Here is an 18,837-nt window from a genome sequence, read left to right as displayed (position 1 = left end):
CGCGCGCGGGTTATCCGCTGGGCGGGCCGGGCGGGCCATAGAGGAGTTGGTAAAACCAGACGAGAAAGCCGTAGCTGCCGACAATGGCAACCGAGAGCAAGGGGAACAGGCAGACAATCAGAAACACGAACAGCAGGGTTTCCTTTCGGCGTGCAAGCTTCTGTTCTTCAGCCAATGACATGGAGCGCTCTCCAGTCGAAAGTGAACTGAGCCTAGTCCAGCCTCCCGCGAGCTGGCCGTGTGGCTCGACCAACGGTATGCGTGGCCTGCCCGTTGCCTGGGCGTTGGGTGAACTACACTCAAGCCACTGCTCACAGCGCTGCGCCGGAAAGCAATCATGCTCGATTACTTCGCCTTGGGTTTGCTGATTTTCGTCGGCCTGGTGCTGTTCTACGGGGTCATCGTGTTGCACGACATCCCTTATGAAATCGCCGTGCACCGCAACCACCCGCATCAGGATGCGATCCACGCCACTGGCTGGGTCAGCCTGTTCACCCTGCATGCGCTGTGGCCGTTCTTGTGGATCTGGGCGATGCTCTATCGTGAAGATCGCGGCTGGGGGTTTGGCGACGGCAAGTCGCCGCAAAGCCATGTGCTGCGCCTGGAGCAACAGGTGGTCGAGCTGCAGCAGCGCATCGCCCGCCTCGAGGGAACATCCGCCACTGTCGATGCCGGCGAAGGCATCTGAGCCATGGACCTGCTGCTGATCCTCACCTACGCCGCGATCTGCGTGGCGATTTTCAAGCTGTTTCGCATCCCGCTGAACAAATGGACGGTGCCCACTGCGGTGCTCGGCGGCATCGTCATGATTGGCGCCCTGATCTTCACCATGAACTACAACCACCCGTATTCGGAGGTCGCGCGGTCCTATTTCGTCTCGGTGCCGGTGATCCCGGTGGTGACTGGCCAGGTGATCGAGGTGCCGGTCAAAGGTAACCAACCGCTGGAGAAGGGCGATGTGTTGTTTCGCATTGATCCGACGCCGTTCGAGCACCGTGTGCGCTCGCTCAAGGCGCAGATCATCGCCGCCAGGGGCGACCTGTATCGCATCAACGAGCTGATCAAGCGCAATTTCGGTACCCGCCGCGAACAGGAAGCGGCCATCGCCCGGGTCGACGACCTGCAGGCACAACTGGACAACGCCCAGTTCGAACTCGACAGTACCGTGGTGCGGGCGCCGAGCAAGGGTTACGTCACCCATGTATCGCTGCGCACGGGGATGATGGCAAGTGCCTTGCCGCTGCGCCCGTCAATGGTATTCATCCCTGACGAAGGCCAATACTTCGCCGCCTGGATGCGCCAGAACAGCCTGTTGCGCCTGGTGCCGGGCGATGAAGCGGAAGTGGCCTTCGACGGCATTCCGGGCAAGGTCTTTCGCGGCCGGGTCAAGAATGTCATCGCGGTGATTGGCGAGGGTCAGGTGCAGCCCTCCGGCAACCTGGTCAGCTTCACCGGCTCGCCCCCGCCCGGGCGCGTGCCGGTGATCATCGAGATCGACGATCCGGCGTTCGCCCAGTACGCCAAGCAGATGCCGGGCGGTGCCTATGGCCAGGCAGCGCTGTACAGCAAGCACTTTCCGCATATTGCCACGATGCGCAAGATCCTCCTGCGCATGGCGGCGTGGATGAACTACATCTTCCCGTTTCATTGATGGTGTGCAAATGTGCGACCTGTGGGCGCTGGCTTGCCGGCGATGAGGCCAGTACAACCAGCACATCAAGTGTTGCCTGGATTACGACCTCTGTGGGAGCTGGCCTTGCCAGCGATGAGGCCAGTACAACCAGCACATCAAGTGTTGCCTGGATTACGACCTCTGTGGGAGCTGGCCTTGCCGGCGATGAGGCCAGTACAACCAGCACATCAAGTGTCGTCTGGATTACGACCGCTGCGCGCTCGATCGCTGGCAAGGCCAGCTCCCACAAGTCCGGCGTACACAGATCCACTGTGGGAGCGGGCTTGACCCGCGATGAGGCCAGTGCTGCAGAACTAGGCCGCCCGCACCTGACGTATTGGCAGCTCGATCCTGAATGTAGTGCCGGCACCGAGCTCGCTGTGCACACGGATTTCCCCTCGATGGCGCTTGATGATGCCGTAGGACAGCGACAATCCCAGCCCCGTACCCTGGCCAACCGGCTTGGTGGTGTAGAAGGGGTCGAAGATCTTTTGCAGGCTGTCGGCGGCAATGCCACTGCCGGTGTCGGCCACTTCGATCCACACCTGCTCGCCATCGCAGCCGGTACGCAAGGTGATGGTGCCGCGCTCCGGGCCTATGGCCTGGGCGGCGTTGACCACCAGGTTCATGATCACCTGGTTGATTTGCGAGGGCAGGCACTCGACCTCCGGCATTAGCCCATAGTCTTTGATCACATCAGCCTTGTACTTCAATTCGCTGGCAACGATGTTCAGGGTCGAGTCGATCCCCTGCTGCAGGTCGGCCCATTGCCAGTCATGGTTCGAGTCCACCCGGGAGAAGTCCTTGAGGTCTTTGACGATTCGTCCGACACGGCTGATGCCGTCCTTGGACTCGCGGATCAGCAGCGGGATGTCATCGAGGATGTAGTCCAGTTCGATCTCGGTGCGCAGTTCTGCCAGGCCCGCGCTGAGTGTTGTCGGGTCGATGGCCGTTTCCGCCTCGCGGTAGGCCTGGAGCATGTCCTGCAAGCGGCTGAAATACTCGTCCAGTGCGCCCAGATTGGAGGAGACGAAGCCGATCGGATTGTTGACCTCATGGGCGACACCTGCAGCCAGCTGGCCCAGCGACGCGAGTTTTTCCGATTGCACCAGCTGGCTTTCCAGCAGCTTGCGCTCGTCGATTTCGCGCTGCAGGGCGGCGCTGGCCTGGGTCAGGGCCAGGGTGCGCTGCTCGACGCGCTGTTCCAGTTCGTTCATCTGCAACTGGGCACGGGCGGTCATTTCCCACTTGGTGGTGAGGGTGTTGGCCATCTGCAAGACTTCGATGTTGTCGAACGGCTTCTTCAGGATCAGCAGGCGGTCATGGCCGTTCAGACGGTCGAGCAGTTCATCCCAGGAATAGTCCGAGTAGGCCGTGCACACCACCACCTGCAGCAACGGGTCGTGCTGCCACAGCGCTTCAATGGTCTGCGCGCCATCCCAGCCATCGGGCATGCGCATGTCGACGAAGGCCAGGGCATAGGGGCGCTGGCGGCTCGCTGCCTCGAGCAGTTTGCCCAGGCCTTCCTGGCCACCATAGGCCGAATCGAGTTCGAACACGGTGGCGGCGGCCTTGGGCGTTTCGCCGAACAGGGCGCTTTCCAGGGCATCGAGATCGGTGTTGAGGGCGGATTGCGGCGCCAGGATCTTGCGAAAATCGTCATGGATCGCCGGCGTATCATCGATCAGCAGGATGCGCCGGTTGCAGGGCTCGGACATGATTCACCTTCGGCGATTATCAACGGGATTTGCAGGACGAAACGGGCACCCTTGCCAGGCCCGTCGCTGTAGGCAAGCAGATGGCCGTTCATTTCCAGCGCGGCCAGGGCGCAACTGTGCAGGCCGAAGCCATGGCCTTCCTTACGGGTGGTAAAACCGTGGGCAAAGATCCGCGTGATGTTTTCCGGGGCGATACCTTCGCCTTCGTCGGTGACGCTGATCTGCAGGGTGTCGTCATCGAGCCGTTTTACCCCCAGGGTCATGTTGCGGGCGTGGTTGCACACGTCCGACATGGCGTACTTGGCGTTGCTGATCAGGTTGATCAGAATCAGCAGCAGGCGGTGTTTGTCCCCCATGATCCGCGGCACCTCGTCGTATTCCTTGAGCACCGTGACGTGGTGGCGGGTGAGGGCGCCGGCGTTCATGCGCAGGGCGTCTTCGAGCAATGTGCTGACCTCTAGCGGCTCCAGCAACGTGCTGGCCCCGGCATAGGACTGCTGGGTGGCGACGATGTCCTTGATGTGATCGACGCTCTTGCTCAACTGGGTCAGCTCGTCGGCTATTTCCTTCTGTTCAAGGCTGATCGCCTCGACCAGCTGGTTGAGGTAGCCAGGGAGCATTTTGCCTTTGGCGTCTTCACTGAGGAAACGCCCCAGGTCGTCGGGGTGCTCATTGATCAGCTGCATGGCCTTGCCCAGGCCCAGGGCCTTGCTGGTGCGCAGCTTGCGGGTCACCAGGTCGGCGGAAATATTCACGCTGTTGAGCACGTTGCCGACGTTATGCAGAACGTTGGTGGCGATTTCCGCCATGCCGGCCTGGCGTGCGGTATCGAGCAGTTCGCTCTGGGTGTCCTTGAGCTGGCGGGTGCGTTCCTCGACCCGCTGCTCGAGCTCGTCGTTGGCACTGAGCAGGGCGCGGTTGACCCGGTTGATCTCGCTAAAGCTGCGCATCAGGCGTATGGCCATGTAGATCAGCAGCAGGACCAGCAGGGTGGAGAACACCAGCAGGTAGAAATGGTACTGCTGGTCGACCAGGGCCACGGCGCGCTCGTCGCGATCAAGCATCAAGGTGATGTCGTCCAGGCGTACCGCCACCGGCACCGCCTCGATCTGTTCAAGCAACTGGTTGACCCTGGGTTGCTCGCGAAGGATCAAGGCGATGTGGTTGCTGAGGATATCGATGGGGGCGTGGAACTCGATGGGCAGGCGGTCTTTGTTGATGGCCAGCTTGTTCAGCCCGACCAGTATGTCGGCGGCCTTGTCGTCGGTGGTCATCTGGGCGAATTCGAGGCTGCTGAGCATCAGGTCGTAGGTGTCGGTGGCGATGTTGTGCAGGCGCAGTTTGTCGGCATCGGCAAGCTGCCCCAGCTGGGCCTGGATACCATCTTCGGCGGTCGGCAAGAAGGCCAGGGAATTGCGCAGCACGGCGTTATGCGACTTGAACTGCTCCACCAGCCGGGACTTCTGCGTCAGCGCATCCTGGTAGTCGGCATGGGCCGTGCGCCAGGCGGGTGTGTCGCTTTGGCCATGCAGGGCCTCTGCGGTCTCGAACGCTTGCCACAAGCGGGTCATCTCCACCAGCGGCGACACCAGCGGATCATAGTTGTGGCTGATGGTGATGCGCGCCTTGAGGATCTCGTTTTCCCATTGGGAGTTGTACTGCTTGATCTGCCGGACAAGGTCGCGCGCCTGGGCGTAGTTTTGTGTTTCGTCGGCCTTGGACATGAAGTACAGGTACACCAGGACTGAGGCCAGCAGCGCCGCACTGGCGCCCAGCAGGAGCAAACCGCGTCGGTGGGTCAGTCTCATAATGGCTTGCCCTCCCATTCACCGGTCAGGGTCTTGAGGAACTGGACAATCAGCGCCTTGTCTTCGGCGCTTGGCGTGCGCCCGAGCTGGTAGCGGAACATGACATCGACCGCCGCTTCCAGGGTCGGCGCCGAGCCGTCATGAAAGTACGGTGCGGTGACCGCGACATTGCGCAGGCTGGGCACTTTGAACACATGCCGGTCGTCGTCCTCGCCGGTGACGTTGTAGCGCCCCAGGTCCGCCTCGGTCGGGTTGCCGCGGTCTTTGAAGTAGTCACCCAGCACACCGAACTTCTGGAACATGTTGCCGCCGATGTTCACCCCCTGGTGGCAGGCGATGCAGCCGTACTCCTGAAAGCGCTGATAACCGTATTTTTCTTCGGTTGTGAGGATCTCGGTGTTGCCTTGCAGGTAGCGGTCGAAGCGCGAGCCGGGGGTGAGCAAGGTGCGTTGGAAGGTGGCCAGGGCATTCTGGATGCTGTGCTCGCTCACACCATCGCTGTAGGCCTGGGCAAAGCCGCTGCGGTACTGCGGGTCGGCGGCAATGCGTTGCACCACTGTCGTCCAGTCGCTGCCCATTTCAGTCGGGCTTTGCACCACCAGGTGTGCTTGCTGCTCCAGGGTTTGCGCGCGGCCATCCCAGAACTGGCGAAAATTCAGCGCGGCGTTGAACACGCTGGGCGTGTTGACCGGCAAGGGTTTGCCATCGACGCCGAGCGAGTGCGGCAAACGATCGGCGCCGCCGTGGTCGAGTTGATGGCAACTGGCGCAGGACAAGTTGTTGTTGCTCGACAGACGGGGATCGAAGAACAGCTTGCGGCCCAACTCGACCCGTTCGGCGGCCACGTGCGGTAGCGCCGGCAGTGGCATGAGGGGGCCGCCAACGCTTTGTGCCAGGCTCACGGCGCTGCTGCCAAGGGTTGTTGCCAATACCAGCAAGGGGAGCAAGTGTGCCATCCATGTACTCTCAATCGTGGGGTTCGATGCGCTGTCCGGCGACGAGCAGCAAACGGGCAAACGCTACAGGGTCAAGCGGTTTGCTGAAGAGGTAGCCCTGGCCTTGCTCGCAGTCCTGGGCCTTGAGAAGGCGCAGTTGCTCGGCGGTTTCGATCCCTTCGGCGATAACGTTCAGGTTCAGGTTCTTGCCCAGGCTGATGATGCTGCTGACCAGCCGGGCATCGTTGTTGTCGCTGCCCATCTCGCGGACAAAGGACTTGTCGATCTTCAACACATCGACGGGGAATTTCTGCAGGTAGCTGAGGCTGGAGTAACCGGTACCGAAGTCATCGATGGCCAGGCGCACGCCCAGTTGCTTGATCGCCTGCAGGGTGACGACCGTGGCATCGACGTTGTGCATCAACACGCTTTCGGTGATTTCCAGCTCGAGCAGCGATGGGTCAAGGCCGCTGTCGTTGAGGACCTCGGCGAGATTGTCGACAAAGCCGCGCTGGCGAAAGTCGATGGCCGAGACGTTCACGGAAACGCTCAGTGGCGCCATGGCTTGCGCTTGCCATGCGCGAGCCTGGGCACAGGCCTGGCGTAGCACCCACTGGCTGAGGGCAATGATCAGGCCGCAGTCTTCGGCCACCGGAATGAAATCGTCGGGGTACACCCAACCGTGGCCAGGGCGTTGCCAGCGTATCAGCGCCTCGGCACCGACGATGGTGCCGCGACGCAAGTCCACCTTGGGTTGATAATGCAGGACAAACTCATTGCGCTTGAGGGCCAGGCGCAGGCCGCTTTCCAGTGACTGCTGGCGGCGGGCGCGCAGGTTCATGTCGTCGATGAAAAAGTTGAAATCGTTGGGGCCGTTGTCCTTGACGTTGCGCATCGCGGTCTCGGCTTTCTTGATCAGCATCACCGGGTCGCTGCCGTCATCGGGATAAAGGCTGATACCCATGCTCGCGGTCACCGTCAGGTCGTGGCCCGACAGGGCATGGGGCAGGCTGATCGAGGCCAGGAGCTTTTCGGCAACACTCTGGGGCTGCTGCGGATGCACGATATCACTGAGGATGACCACGAATTCATCGGCGCCGTAGCGGAACACCGAGTCCGATTCGCGTACGCTGCTGGTCAGCCGGGCAGCGACCTGCTTGAGTACTTCATCGCCGACCGGATGGCCAAGGGCGTTGTTGATTCGCTTGAAACGGTCCATGCCGAGGAACATCACCGCGGCCTTGCGCTCGTGACGACGCGCCTGCAACAGATGCTGGGTCAGGCGGTCGCCGAGCAGGGTGCTGTTGGGCAGACCGGTAAGCGCGTCGTAGTGCAGCAGGCGGGACACCTGCAACAGCTCCTGCACCCGCTCCTCGACGGTGCGTTGCAGATCATGCAGCTTGCGCGTGGCGTCCTGGGCCAGTTGCCACTTCCAGCTCAGGGCATTGGCCATCTGGCGGATTTCCAGGCTGTCGAAGGGCTTTTTCAGAATCAGCAACTGGTCGCCGAACTCGATGTGCTCGGCCAGCTCGTCCCAGGAGTAGTCCGAGAACGCGGTGCACAGCGCAATCTGCAGGTGCGGGTCGGCCTTCCACAAGGCCTTGACGGTTTGCAAGCCATCCCAGCCGGGCGGCATGCGCATATCGGCGAATGCCATGGCGTAGGGCCGGCCTTGCGCGCGTGCACGGGTGACCAGTTTCAGCGCTTCTTCGCCCTGGTAAGCGGAATCGAGTTCGAAGTTCAGGCGTTGCCGGGCAGGTGAGCCGAACAGCAGCGCCGTGGTATCTTCCAGCGAATCAACGCCCATCGGTTCGGGGCTGAGGATCTTGCGAAAGTCCTGATGGATTGCCGGGGTATCGTCAATGATCAGGATTCGCCGGTTGGCCGGCTGGCTGAGCGGGCTCATCGCTTTACCTGCATCAGTTGCGCGCTGTCGAGTTTCAGCAGCGCCAGTGCCTGGGCGCTGTCGAGGCACTGGCTCAAGGTATGGCCGAGCGGTTGGGCAGGCTCGCTACCGAGACCATCAGGCACCTGCGGCAAGGCTTGCCGGTCGGCGATGATGCCGATGCCGACGTCACGGGCAAAGTTGATGATGGCGCGTAACGTCTGTGCGCAATCAGGGTCGTTGCTGGCACTGTCGAGCAATTGCGGCGCCAGCTTGAGGTGGTTGACCCGGTAGGTCTTGAGGTAGTCGAACGAGGAATACTCGCTGCCAAAATTGTCGATGGCGATCGTCACCCCCAGTTCGCAAAGCCGGGGGAGAATATCGTTGTGGGTCCATTTGGTTTGCGCCAAGGTCGCCTCGGTGACGTCGAAGCGCAACTCCCAGGGGCAGAGGCTCCAGCGAGCGGTGGTGCGCAATACGTCGTAGATCAGGTCGGCACCAGACTTGAGCTGGGTCAACGAGACCTTCAAGGCGATCAACGGTGGCGCGATACCCAGGTCATGCCACTGGCGCATCTGCCGACACGCCTGGTCCAGCAGCCAATGGCCAAGGGCAATGCTGACGCCGGTTTTTTCGGCCGCCGGCATGAACACCTCGGGGGCCAGCCAGCCGCGCTCGGGGTGCAGCCAGCGCACCCGGGCGGCCATACCGAGCACCTTGCCATTACTCAGGTCGACCTCCGGCAGGAACTGCAACTGCAGTTCATCGCGCTCCAGCGCCTGTTTGAGGTCGTTGGCCAGGGTGACCCGCTCGGTGACTTCGCGGGTGATCTCTTCGCTATGGAACTGGGACTGGTTGCGGCCTTTTTCCTTGGCCCGGTACAAGGCCATGTCCGCTTGTGCCAGCAAGCTATCGGCGCTCAGGCACTGGTGGCTGTACAGGCTGATGCCGATGCTGGTCGACAGGCGCACGGCATTGTTGTCCAGCTGGTAGGGCTGGGCCAGGGCATCGCGGACCTTACCGGCAAGGGCGGCGCAGTGGGTCGGCTCGTCCACGTCCAGTTGCACAATGGCGAACTCGTCGCCACCGAGGCGGGCGACCACATCGCTCTCGCGGGTGCAGGCGCGGATGCGTCGTGCCGCTTCCTGCAGTAACAGGTCACCGATCGGATGGCCCAGGGTGTCGTTGATCCGTTTGAAATGATCCAGGTCCAGGTAGAACATCGCGAATGGCGTTGCACCCCGTCTGGCGGCGGCAAACGCCTGGTGCAGGCGCTCAATCAGGGTGGCCCGGTTGGCAAGGCCGGTGAGGCCGTCAGTGCGGGCCATCAGGGCGAGGTTCTCTTCGGCCAGGCGGCGCTCGGTGATGTCGAGGATGATGCCTTCGATTTCCACCAGTTGGCCCTGGGCGTTGCGTACCGGGATGTAGCGGTTCTCGACCCAGCGCAGGCCGCCATCGGCGGTGCGCAGGCGAAACTCGATGGAGGCTGCGGCGGCATCACGGTCCAGTACCCGCACCATGGCCTCGTCGAGCTTGCCCAGGTCATCGGCATGCACCAGGGTGCTGGCCCAATCCGCACTGCCGACCAGCTGGGTTGCCGAGTGACCGAACTTGGTGATGTTGTGCGAGATGTACATCAGGGCGAATGGCGGCTCGCCCCTGAGCCGGTAAAGAATGGTCGGGCTGTTCTGCACGATGATGTTGGCATCGGCCAGCTCCCGGGTGCGCGCTTCGACTGCCTGCTCCAAGCGTTCGGCCTTGAGTTCAGCCTGTTCGGTCATCTGCCATTTGACCGTGAGGGCGCTGGCCATCTGGCGGATCTCGATGGCATCGAAAGGCTTTTTCAGGATCAGCAGGCGGTCGCCCAGATCCAGCTGGCCGGCGATGTCTTCCCATGAATAGTCGGAATAGGCGGTGCAGAGTGCGACTTGCAATTTGGGATCGACTTGCCAGAGCCGTGCGATGGTCTGCAGCCCGTCCCAGCCAGGCGGCATGCGCATATCGATGAAGGCCATGGCATAAGGCGCCTGGGCGTCCAGGGCCGCCTCGACCTTGGCCAGCGCTTGCTCACCCTGGAAGGCTGAGTCGAGGACGAAGGGCTGGGCCGACGCCGTCGGCGTGGCGCCGAACAGGGCGTGTTCGGTTTCCCCCAGTGCGTCGAAGGCGCTGGAGCCGCCGCCGAGGATCTTGCGAAAGTCCTCATGAATGGACGGCGTATCGTCGACGATCAGGATCCTGCGATTGATGTCGGTCAGTGGCTGGCTCATCGCAACGCTCCGACGGCGCGCGTAACCGGCAAGTAAACGTGCATCGGGCAACCCTCCCTGGTAGCAATGCTTATGGAATGCCTTCAGGGCCAGCATAGTCAGGCAAATGCCGACGCGCGAGCCCGGACACAAAGGTCGACCGTTTCGGCAAATGTCATCTAGCCTGTGCTGAGGCGTTGTTGCGCTTGCCCAAGGTACAAGGACGGGATCATGGAAGAACCCCTAGCGGATAGACCCAGCGTGCTGCTGGTCGACGACGAAGCCTCGATTCTCAACAGCTTGCGCCGCCTGCTGCGCAGCCAGCCTTACGAGCTGTTGCTGGCCGAAAGCGGCGCCCAGGCCCTTGAAGTGCTTGAACAGCGCCCGGTCAGCCTGGTGATCAGCGATGCACGCATGCCCAACATGGACGGCGCCACCTTGCTGGCGCACATCCACCAGCGCTTTCCCGCGACCTTGCGGATCCTGCTGACCGGTTATGCCGACATGGACACCATCGCCAAGGCGATCAACGACGGCCGGATCCACCGCTACATCAGCAAACCCTGGAACGACGAGGAACTCCTGGTGACCCTGCGCCAGGCCCTGGCCTACCAGCATTCGGAAAGCGAACGGCGGCGCCTGGAGCAACTGACCCAGAAGCAGAACCAGCAACTCAGGGCGCTCAACGCCAGCCTCGAACAGCGCGTCGCGGCGCGGACCGCAGAGCTTCAGCAAACCGCCGACATGCTCGACCTGGCGTACGAAGAACTCAAGCGCAGCTACGTCACCGGCACGGAAGTGTTTTCGCTGCTGGCCAACTTGCGTCTGCCCAAGGCCAAGCAGACCAACCGCCAGGTCATTGAGCTGATCCGCGTGTACTGCAGCCGCCACGGCCTGGACGAAGGTCGCAGCCGCGACCTGACCATGGCCGCGGCGTTGTACAACATCGGCAAGATGAGCTGGAACGACAGCATGCTGACCTGCCCGGCAGACCTGCTGCCGCACACCGAGCGTGACCTGTACCGGGCCTACCCGAAACACAGCGAATCGCTGGTGATGACCCTGGAACCGATGAAAGAAGCGGCGCGAATCATCCTTCATCATCAGGAGCGCTGGGATGGCAGTGGCTTTCCCGCACGCCTCAGGGGCGAAGCGATTCCAGTGGGGGCGCGCTGGTTGAAACTGGCGGTGGATTTCATCGAGCTGCAACGCGGCTTGATCCTTGAGCGGCACATGAACAGCGACGAAGCGCTGGTGTACATCCGCAAATACGCCGGCAAGCTCTACGACCCGGGGCTGGTGGAGGATTTCGTCAAAGTCTGCGCCGAGTTCCTCAGTGACGTGACCCTGGCCGATCCGTCGGTCAAGGTCATGACCACCCGCGAGCTTGCCGGCGGCATGGTCCTGGCGCGCAATCTCAATGCGGACAACGGCATGCTCTTGCTCAATGCCGGCAAAGTGCTGAGCGAGGCGCTGGTGGAAAAGCTGATTGCCTTCGAAGAGATGGAGGGCGGCAAGTACAGTGTTTTCGTCAAAATCCCCGAAGAGCAGGCGCTGCCTGTCGTCGCGGGGTAGACGGTTGATGCGTCGGAGTGCAAGTGTACTCCAGGGTGCCGGGCCACTCCTCGTGCCGCCGCTCCGGCAAGGCGGCTACACTGTTTCTACTGCCCGCTACCCCGGAGTCCATCATGAACAGGTTGCCATCCATTGGCCTGTGCCTGGCTTTGTCGGCTGTGTGCGCCCAGGGTTGGGCCGAGACCGTGGTGCCGATCAAGGGCCAGAGCGCCGAGCAGGTACAGATCGATATCAATGATTGCCATAACATCGCGGCCAGTTCGGCCACCAGCGAGGCGCATGTCGGTGGCCGGGTGCGCGGCGCTGCCGTCGGTGCCGCGGCCGGCGCGGCGGGCGCCGAGGTGCGGGGCCGTCAGCATGACGAGCTCTACGACCGGGTCGACGATGACGTCAAGCAGGACTACCGGCAGAACCGCGCGCAGGAGACCGCTGCTGCCGGGGCTGTGGTGGGTGGTGCGCGCCAGCGTCAGGAACGCCGTCAGGACCGGCGCAGCACTGCGTCGAGCAGTGCCTCGGCCTACACCAGTTGCCTGCAGGGCAAGGGTTATCAGGTCACGCCATAAGCGCCGCTGGTCAGCTAGTCTGCTGGTTTTGACCGGTGGGCAGGCAGCCGAAGATTACGCCGGTTTCAATTCGCTGTTGAGCAGTGATTGAACTTCGGCAAAGCACTTCTCGGCAATCGCCGAACGCGGTTCGGTTCGGCGCAGCAGCAAGCCGATCGGTGCGTGCACACTGGCAGCACTGATCGGCACGATGCGCAGGTGCTCGCTCAGGCCTTCCAGGCCGTAATCCAGCGGCATGATCGCGCAGCACATGCCGGCGCAGGCCGCCTGGATCAGTTGATAACTGGAGTCGCTTTCCAGCACCGCATGGGGCTGCAGGCCGCGGCTGCGAAAGCTCAGGTCGACCGACTGGCGATAGTGCATACCCTTGCTCAACAGCCCCAGGGGCACTTCGCTGACCGCTTCCCAGGGGAGTTCAGCCTGCTCGAACTGAAAATGGCGCACGTCATACAGCAGGCCCATGCGCGTGGTGCCCAGCTCGATCACCTCGAAGTAGGTACTGTTGATCTGGTCCAGGTAGCAGATGCCCAGGTCCAGCTGGTTGCGGCTCAGGCCATCGGTGATCTGCTCCGAGCTCAAGGACGACAGCTGAAACTGCAGCTCCGGATAGCGCTGGGCCAGGGGCTGGAGAAACTGCATGGGGTTGAAGCTCGACAGCGGCACCATGCCCAGGCGCAAGCTGCCGACGATCTGCCCACGGCAGCTGGCTGCTTCGGCCTGCAGGCCGTCATAAGCGGCCAGCAGGGTGCGGGCCCAGGCCAGGATGCGCTCGCCGGCCTCGGTGAAGCCCTCAAAACGCTGGCCACGGGTTACCAGCACCAGGTTCAGTTCGTCTTCCAGGTTGCGCAAGCGCATCGACAACGTCGGCTGGGTGATATGACACAGCGCCGCGGCCTGGCCGAAGTGGCGGGTCTGGTCCAGGGCGAGGAGAAACTTCAGTTGCTTGATATCCATGGCACAGCCTGGCAAGTCAGTGGGGGGCGGGTGGCAAAACGGTAAAGCAAAGGGCCAGGGCCGTCCAATGAGCATTAGTGACCGGGTGATAGAGGCGCTTGATCAGTAGACGATAGACCAACTCGATAAGCCGGTCGGATCTATCGATTGGACGCTGCCGGTGTTTAGTTCTAGCGTTGCCCGCAACTTCCTGACTGCTGCCAAGGGGCTTTGCATGAGTATCAAACTGGACGCGGCCTTTGTGCCGCTGAATATCGCCGTGCTGACCGTCAGTGACACCCGCAGCTTTGACAACGACACCTCCGGCGAACTGCTCGCCAGCCGCGCGGTGGAGATGGGCCATCGCCTGGTTGCGCGGGTGTTGCTCAAGGATGACCTGTACAAGATTCGCGCCCAGGTGGCGGGCTGGATTGCCGAGGATGACGTGCAGGTGGTGCTGATTACCGGTGGTACCGGTTTTACCGGGCGCGACAGTACCCCGGAGGCGGTGGCCTGTTTGTTCGACAAGCACATCGATGGTTTTGGCGAGCTGTTCCGCGCCTTGTCGATCCTTGACATCGGCACCTCCACCGTACAGACCCGCGCCCTGGCCGGCCTTGCCAACGGCACCCTGGTGTGCTGCCTGCCGGGCTCCACCGGCGCCTGTCGCACCGCCTGGGAAGGCATCCTCGCCGAACAGCTGGATGCCCGCCATCGCCCTTGCAACTTCGTCGCCCACCTCAAGCCTGGCACGTTGTGCGAATCGCGTCAGTGAACTGATCGCGGGGCAAGCCCGCTCCTACAGGTCTTGCACTGATTCTGTAGGAGCGGGCTTGCCCCGCGATGAGGCGCTTCAGCTCAAGACAAAATCCACCGGCAACAGCGGCGGCGGCAGGTCCTTGCGCCCGGTTGCACCCAGCAGTTCGCGCTCCAGCGTACGCACCATGGCATCGGTGGGCAGGTCGTTCTCGTCGCGGCCGAATGGGTCCTCAAGCTCGTCGCTGATCGCATCCAGGCCAAAGAAGGTGTAGCTGACGATCAAGGTGAAGATCGGTGCCAGCCAACCCAGCGGCTCGGCCATGGCGAATGGCAACAGGATGCAAAAGATGTAGATGGTGCGGTGCAGCAGCAAGGTGTAAGGGAAGGGCAGCGGCGTGGTCTTGATCCGCTCGCACACCGCCTGCGCTTGCGACAACCCGTGCAGGCGCTGCTCGAGGTTGACGTAGCGCCACTCGCTGATCTGCTGTTGCTCGGCCAGTTGCGAGCAGGTCTTGCCGATGCCCTGGAGGATGCCGTCGCTGATGTTGTGCAGCGGCAGGTTCCCCGCGTCTGCAACCCAGGGCCGCGCGGCGTGCAGCTCATCTTCGCCACGCAACCTGGCATTGAGCGCATGGGCATAACCACACAGCGCCAGCAGCAATCCATCGCGGGTCTGGCGGTCGGCAATCACCACGCTTTCGCGAATGAACGAGCGCACCTCGATGATTATCTCGCCCCAGGCCTTGCGCCCCTCCCACCAGCGGTCGTAGCAGGCGTTGTTGCGAAAGCTCATGAAGATCGACAGGGAAATACCCAGCAAGGTAAAGGGTGTGGCGTTGACCTTGGCGAAGAACGCCGGGTGCAGGTTCTCCACCAGCACGATCAGTGACGCCAGGGCGGTGACCATCACGCTACGCCGGGCAATACGCTTGGCAATCGAGCCTTTGAGGGACACCAGGACGTTGAGCAGGTTGGGTTTGGGATGGACGATCATCGGAGTCTAGCCGCCAGTCATGTTCATGAAACGCAGGATCTGCACCTCACCGTTGATATCGAAGGTGTGGCTGTAAGGCTTGAGGGTCATGGCCTGACGGATGGCCTTGTCCAGGCGTTCGGTATCGCCCGGGTGGGCACGCAGGACCTGCTTGAGGTCTGCGGAGTGTTCATTGCCCAGGCACAGCAACAGCCGCCCTTCGACGGTCAGGCGTACGCGGTTGCAGGTGCCGCAGAAGTTGTGGCTGTGGGGCGAGATGAAGCCGATGCGGATCTCCGGGGCTTCGGCCAGGCGCCAGTAACGCGATGGGCCCTGGGTCGATTCGGCCGACTCGAGCAAGGTGAAGTGCTCGGCGATACGCGCACGCACTTCGTCGCTGGAGCAATAGGACTCGCTGCGCTGGTGCTCGTTGATCACGCCCAGGGGCATTTCTTCGATAAAGCAAATGTCCAGTTGGCGGTCGATGGCAAAGCGCACCAGGTCGACCACTTCATCATCGTTACGGCCCTTGAGCACCACGCAGTTGAGCTTGGTCCGGCGAAAGCCCGCGGCATGGGCGGCATCGATGCCGGCGATCACCTGGGCCAGGTCGCCGGTGCGGGTCAAGGCCTTGAAGCGCTGGGCATCGAGGCTGTCGAGGCTGATGTTCAGGCGCGACAGGCCGGCATCGAACAGCGGCTGGGCCAGACGCGTGAGCTGCGAGCCGTTGCTGGTCATGCACAACTCGCGCAGGCCGGGCAGGGCGGCAATGCGTGCGCACAGCCCGACAATGCCGGCGCGCACCAGCGGCTCGCCACCGGTCAGGCGGATCTTGCGTGTGCCCATGGCGACGAAGCGTTCGGCGACCTGGTACAGCTCCTCAAGGGTGAGGATGCGCTGGCGCGGCAGGAACTGCATGTCTTCGGCCATGCAATAGACGCAGCGAAAATCGCAGCGATCAGTCACCGACATGCGCAGGTAATCGATTTTACGACTGTAGCCGTCGACCAGTTGTTTGCCGGTTGCACTCATGATGGGCAGGGCCTCTTATATCGCGGCAGTGTTGCTGTTTGCGGAATAAATCTTTGCTGTTTATCGAGGGTAAATAGCCTGGGCAAGTGGGTCAAATCACTAATAATGACCAAGCGATAAGGTTCATCTATCGGCGGCCTGAGAGCCCCGTATTCAGGGGCTTGCGGCGCGGTGATAGAGGGTTTTGATGAGTTCGTCATTTCTTTTGATTAGACGCAAAAGTCCACGCTCAATAGGCTCAAAAGGGAGAAAACGAAGTTCGTCATTAACCACGATGTCATTAACACGTTGTGCGTTGGCGACACGTTAAAGATGCCCTGCGTGCCAAGCGAGGAAGCCCTGATGAGCCAAGATGAACATATAAAAAACTATGACGCCCCCGCCGCCGGTTGGGGCGCGCTGAAAAGCGTGACCAAGAGTTGGCTGGGCAGTGAAAACGCCTTCAAGAACCTGCGGGTGATGCTCAAGACCAACCAGAACGGCGGTTTCGACTGCCCCGGCTGTGCCTGGGGCGAGTCGCCGGAAAGCGGCATGGTCAAGTTCTGCGAGAACGGCGCCAAGGCGGTCAACTGGGAGTCCACCGGGCGCTTGGTCGATCCGGATTTCTTTGCCCGCTACAGCGTCACTGAGCTGGCCCGGCAAAGCGACTACTGGCTCGAATACCAGGGGCGTCTCACCCATCCGATGCGCTATGACGCCGCCACCGATCACTACGTCGAAACCAGCTGGGAAGACGCTTTTGCCCTGATCGCCAAGCACCTGAACGGGCTTGAATCCCCCGACCAGGCCGAGTTCTACACCTCGGGCCGGGCCAGCAACGAAGCGGCGTTTCTCTACCAGTTGTTCGTCCGCGCCTATGGCACCAACAACTTCCCGGACTGCTCGAACATGTGCCACGAGGCCAGCGGTGTCGGCATGACGGAAACCCTCGGGGTCGGCAAGGGCACCGTGGTATTTGACGACCTGGAGCACGCCGACGCGATCTTCGTTATCGGCCAGAACCCTGGCACCAACCACCCGCGCATGCTCGAACCACTGCGTGAAGCGGTAAAACGCGGTGCCCAGGTGATCTGCCTGAACCCGCTCAAGGAGCGTGGTCTGGAGCGTTTCCAGCACCCGCAGCACCCGTTCGAGATGCTCAGCAACGGCTCCGAGCCAACCAACACCGCGTACTTCCGCCCGGCCCTGGGCGGCGACATGGCGGTAATGCGCGGCATCGCCAAGTTTCTGCTGCAATGGGAACGCGAAGCCCAGGCCAAGGGCGAGCCCGCGGTGTTCGACCATGCCTTCATCGCCGAGCACACTTCGGGGCTCGACGCCTACCTGGCCGAAGTCGATGCCACCCGCTGGGCGCATATCGTCGAGCAGTCGGGCCTGAACCTGGCCGAGCTGGAGCTGGCCGCACGCATGTACCGCCGCGCCGAACGGGTGATCATGTGCTGGGCCATGGGCGTGACCCAGCACCGTCATTCGGTGCCGACCGTGCAGGAGATCATCAACCTGCAATTGCTGCGCGGCAACGTCGGCAAGCCTGGCGCCGGGCTGTCGCCAGTGCGCGGCCACAGTAACGTGCAAGGTGACCGCACCATGGGCATCGACGAGCAGCCACCGGCACGCCTGCTCGATGCCCTGGAAGCGCGTTTCGCCTTCAAGGCCCCGCGCTTGCACGGGCACAATGCGGTGCTGGCGATCCAGGCCATGGAAGAGCAGCGCGCCAAGGTGTTCATCGCCCTGGGCGGCAACTTCGCCCAGGCCACCCCGGATACCCCGCGCACCCACGACGCCCTGCGCAACTGCGAACTGACCGCGCACATCGCCACCAAGCTCAATCGCTCGCACCTGGTGACCGGCCGCGATGCACTGATCCTGCCGTGCCTGGGCCGTACCGAAATCGACGTGCAGGCCGAAGGGCCGCAAGGCATCACCGTCGAAGACACCTTCAGCATGGTGCATATCTCCCACGGCCAGCTCAAACCCTGTTCGCCGTTGCTGCGTTCGGAGCCGTCGATCGTTGCCGGTATCGCCAAAGCGACCCTCGGTGACCGACCGATCGACTGGGAGTGGACCGTCGCCGACTACAGCCGCATCCGCGACCTGATTGCCGACGTCATCCCCGGCTTTGCCGACTTCAATGCGCGCCTGCAGCACCCCGGCGGCTTTCACCTGGGCAACACCGCGGCGCTGCGCGAATGGCACACGCAAAGCGGCAAGGCGCAGTTCACCCCCAGCGTATTGCCGGCGCAACTGGTCAACGAAGAGGTCCTGGCCCGTGGCGACACCCCGGACCTGATCCTGCAGACCCTGCGTTCGCACGATCAGTACAACACCACCCTGTACGGCCTCGACGACCGCTACCGGGGGGTGTTCGGCCTGCGTGACGTGGTCTTCGTCAACGCGCAGGACATCCAGCGCCTGGGCTTCAAGCCCAATGACAAGGTCGACCTGGTGTCGCTCTGGGAAGACGGCCGCGAGCGCCGGGTCAGCGGTTTTGTCCTGGTCGCCTACGACATCCCGCCAGGGCAGGCAGCGGCCTACTATCCGGAGACCAACCCCCTGGTACCGCTGGAAAGCTACGGCGACCGCACCTTCACCCCGACCTCGAAGTTCATCGCGATCAAACTCGAGAAAGCCAGCGCCGACAACCTGATTCCTTCAGCGCACGTCTGACGCCTTACTCGATTTCCACTCACTGACTGAAACCCGGACCCTGCAGCCGCCATTCGCTGGCGGTTGCAGGT

15 protein-coding genes are annotated in these 18,837 nt (G+C 62.3%); 6 read left to right on the top strand and 9 right to left on the bottom strand.

Annotation, left to right across the window (positions count from 1 at the left end):
- Positions 1-10: 10 nt before the first annotated feature.
- The gene (napE, locus tag NLX68_RS24680) at positions 11-181 is read right to left on the bottom strand and encodes a periplasmic nitrate reductase, NapE protein (protein WP_254286218.1); all 171 of its coding nucleotides are present in this window, start codon (positions 179-181) and stop codon (positions 11-13) included.
- A 156-nt stretch (positions 182-337) separates the two neighbouring features.
- Here napE and NLX68_RS24675 point away from each other — a divergent pair, with 156 nt between their 5' ends.
- Both NLX68_RS24675 and NLX68_RS24670 read left to right on the top strand, forming a co-directional pair.
- On the top strand, positions 338-688 hold the full coding sequence (locus NLX68_RS24675; RefSeq protein WP_254286217.1) for a DUF3302 domain-containing protein: 351 nt from the start codon (positions 338-340) through the stop codon (positions 686-688).
- A gap of 3 nt (positions 689-691) precedes the next feature.
- Entirely contained in the window at positions 692-1,651 is a 960-nt protein-coding gene (locus tag NLX68_RS24670; protein WP_254286216.1) for an HlyD family secretion protein, read from the top strand.
- 335 nt (positions 1,652-1,986) lie between these two features.
- Here the strand turns inward: NLX68_RS24670 and NLX68_RS24665 are convergent, their stop codons facing one another.
- The 5 genes from NLX68_RS24665 to NLX68_RS24645 are packed head-to-tail and all read right to left on the bottom strand — an operon-like array spanning position 1,987 to position 10,285.
- Entirely contained in the window at positions 1,987-3,390 is a 1,404-nt protein-coding gene (locus NLX68_RS24665; RefSeq protein ID WP_254286215.1) for an ATP-binding protein, read from the bottom strand.
- Entirely contained in the window at positions 3,357-5,198 is a 1,842-nt protein-coding gene (locus NLX68_RS24660; protein ID WP_254286214.1) for a DAHL domain-containing protein, read from the bottom strand. The genes NLX68_RS24665 and NLX68_RS24660 overlap by 34 nt, the downstream gene beginning before the upstream one ends.
- Positions 5,195-6,154 carry a cytochrome-c peroxidase gene (locus NLX68_RS24655; protein WP_254286213.1) on the bottom strand — a complete coding sequence of 320 codons (960 nt, stop codon included), beginning with the start codon at positions 6,152-6,154 and terminating at the stop codon, positions 5,195-5,197. Before NLX68_RS24655 ends, NLX68_RS24660 begins: the two co-directional genes overlap by 4 nt.
- A gap of 10 nt (positions 6,155-6,164) precedes the next feature.
- Positions 6,165-8,039, bottom strand: a complete 1,875-nt coding sequence (locus NLX68_RS24650) for a bifunctional diguanylate cyclase/phosphodiesterase (protein WP_254286212.1) — start codon at positions 8,037-8,039, stop codon at positions 6,165-6,167.
- The gene (locus NLX68_RS24645; RefSeq protein WP_254286211.1) at positions 8,036-10,285 is read right to left on the bottom strand and encodes a diguanylate cyclase; all 2,250 of its coding nucleotides are present in this window, start codon (positions 10,283-10,285) and stop codon (positions 8,036-8,038) included. The genes NLX68_RS24650 and NLX68_RS24645 overlap by 4 nt, the downstream gene beginning before the upstream one ends.
- Positions 10,286-10,495: 210 nt before the next feature.
- Here NLX68_RS24645 and NLX68_RS24640 point away from each other — a divergent pair, with 210 nt between their 5' ends.
- Both NLX68_RS24640 and NLX68_RS24635 read left to right on the top strand, forming a co-directional pair.
- Positions 10,496-11,839 carry an HD domain-containing phosphohydrolase gene (locus NLX68_RS24640; protein ID WP_254286210.1) on the top strand — a complete coding sequence of 448 codons (1,344 nt, stop codon included), beginning with the start codon at positions 10,496-10,498 and terminating at the stop codon, positions 11,837-11,839.
- A gap of 113 nt (positions 11,840-11,952) precedes the next feature.
- Positions 11,953-12,402 (top strand): YMGG-like glycine zipper-containing protein, encoded by a 450-nt coding sequence (locus NLX68_RS24635; RefSeq protein WP_254286209.1) that lies wholly within the window; start codon positions 11,953-11,955, stop codon positions 12,400-12,402.
- Between the two features lie 54 nt (positions 12,403-12,456).
- Here the strand turns inward: NLX68_RS24635 and NLX68_RS24630 are convergent, their stop codons facing one another.
- Positions 12,457-13,356: a LysR family transcriptional regulator gene (locus NLX68_RS24630; RefSeq protein ID WP_254286208.1), complete on the bottom strand. Its 900-nt coding sequence runs from the start codon at positions 13,354-13,356 to the stop codon at positions 12,457-12,459.
- A gap of 214 nt (positions 13,357-13,570) precedes the next feature.
- Here NLX68_RS24630 and moaB point away from each other — a divergent pair, with 214 nt between their 5' ends.
- Positions 13,571-14,110, top strand: a complete 540-nt coding sequence (gene moaB, locus NLX68_RS24625; protein ID WP_254286207.1) for a molybdenum cofactor biosynthesis protein B — start codon at positions 13,571-13,573, stop codon at positions 14,108-14,110.
- 78 nt (positions 14,111-14,188) lie between these two features.
- Here the strand turns inward: moaB and NLX68_RS24620 are convergent, their stop codons facing one another.
- Together NLX68_RS24620 and moaA are read right to left on the bottom strand one after the other, a co-directional pair.
- Entirely contained in the window at positions 14,189-15,088 is a 900-nt protein-coding gene (locus NLX68_RS24620) for a bestrophin family protein (RefSeq protein ID WP_254286206.1), read from the bottom strand.
- Between the two features lie 6 nt (positions 15,089-15,094).
- Complete coding sequence (gene moaA / locus NLX68_RS24615) at positions 15,095-16,099, bottom strand: GTP 3',8-cyclase MoaA (RefSeq protein WP_254286205.1); 1,005 nt, start codon at positions 16,097-16,099, stop codon at positions 15,095-15,097.
- A gap of 342 nt (positions 16,100-16,441) precedes the next feature.
- On the opposite strand from moaA, the gene NLX68_RS24610 reads away from it, so the two are divergent.
- Complete coding sequence (locus tag NLX68_RS24610; RefSeq protein WP_254286204.1) at positions 16,442-18,766, top strand: FdhF/YdeP family oxidoreductase; 2,325 nt, start codon at positions 16,442-16,444, stop codon at positions 18,764-18,766.
- Positions 18,767-18,837: the final 71 nt, after the last annotated feature.

Origin of the sequence: Pseudomonas sp. SBB6, assembly GCF_024213215.1 — a bacterium.
In the GTDB taxonomy this organism is placed as follows: domain Bacteria; phylum Pseudomonadota; class Gammaproteobacteria; order Pseudomonadales; family Pseudomonadaceae; genus Aquipseudomonas; species Aquipseudomonas donghuensis.
This window is presented reverse-complemented; position numbering and strand designations above follow the sequence as displayed.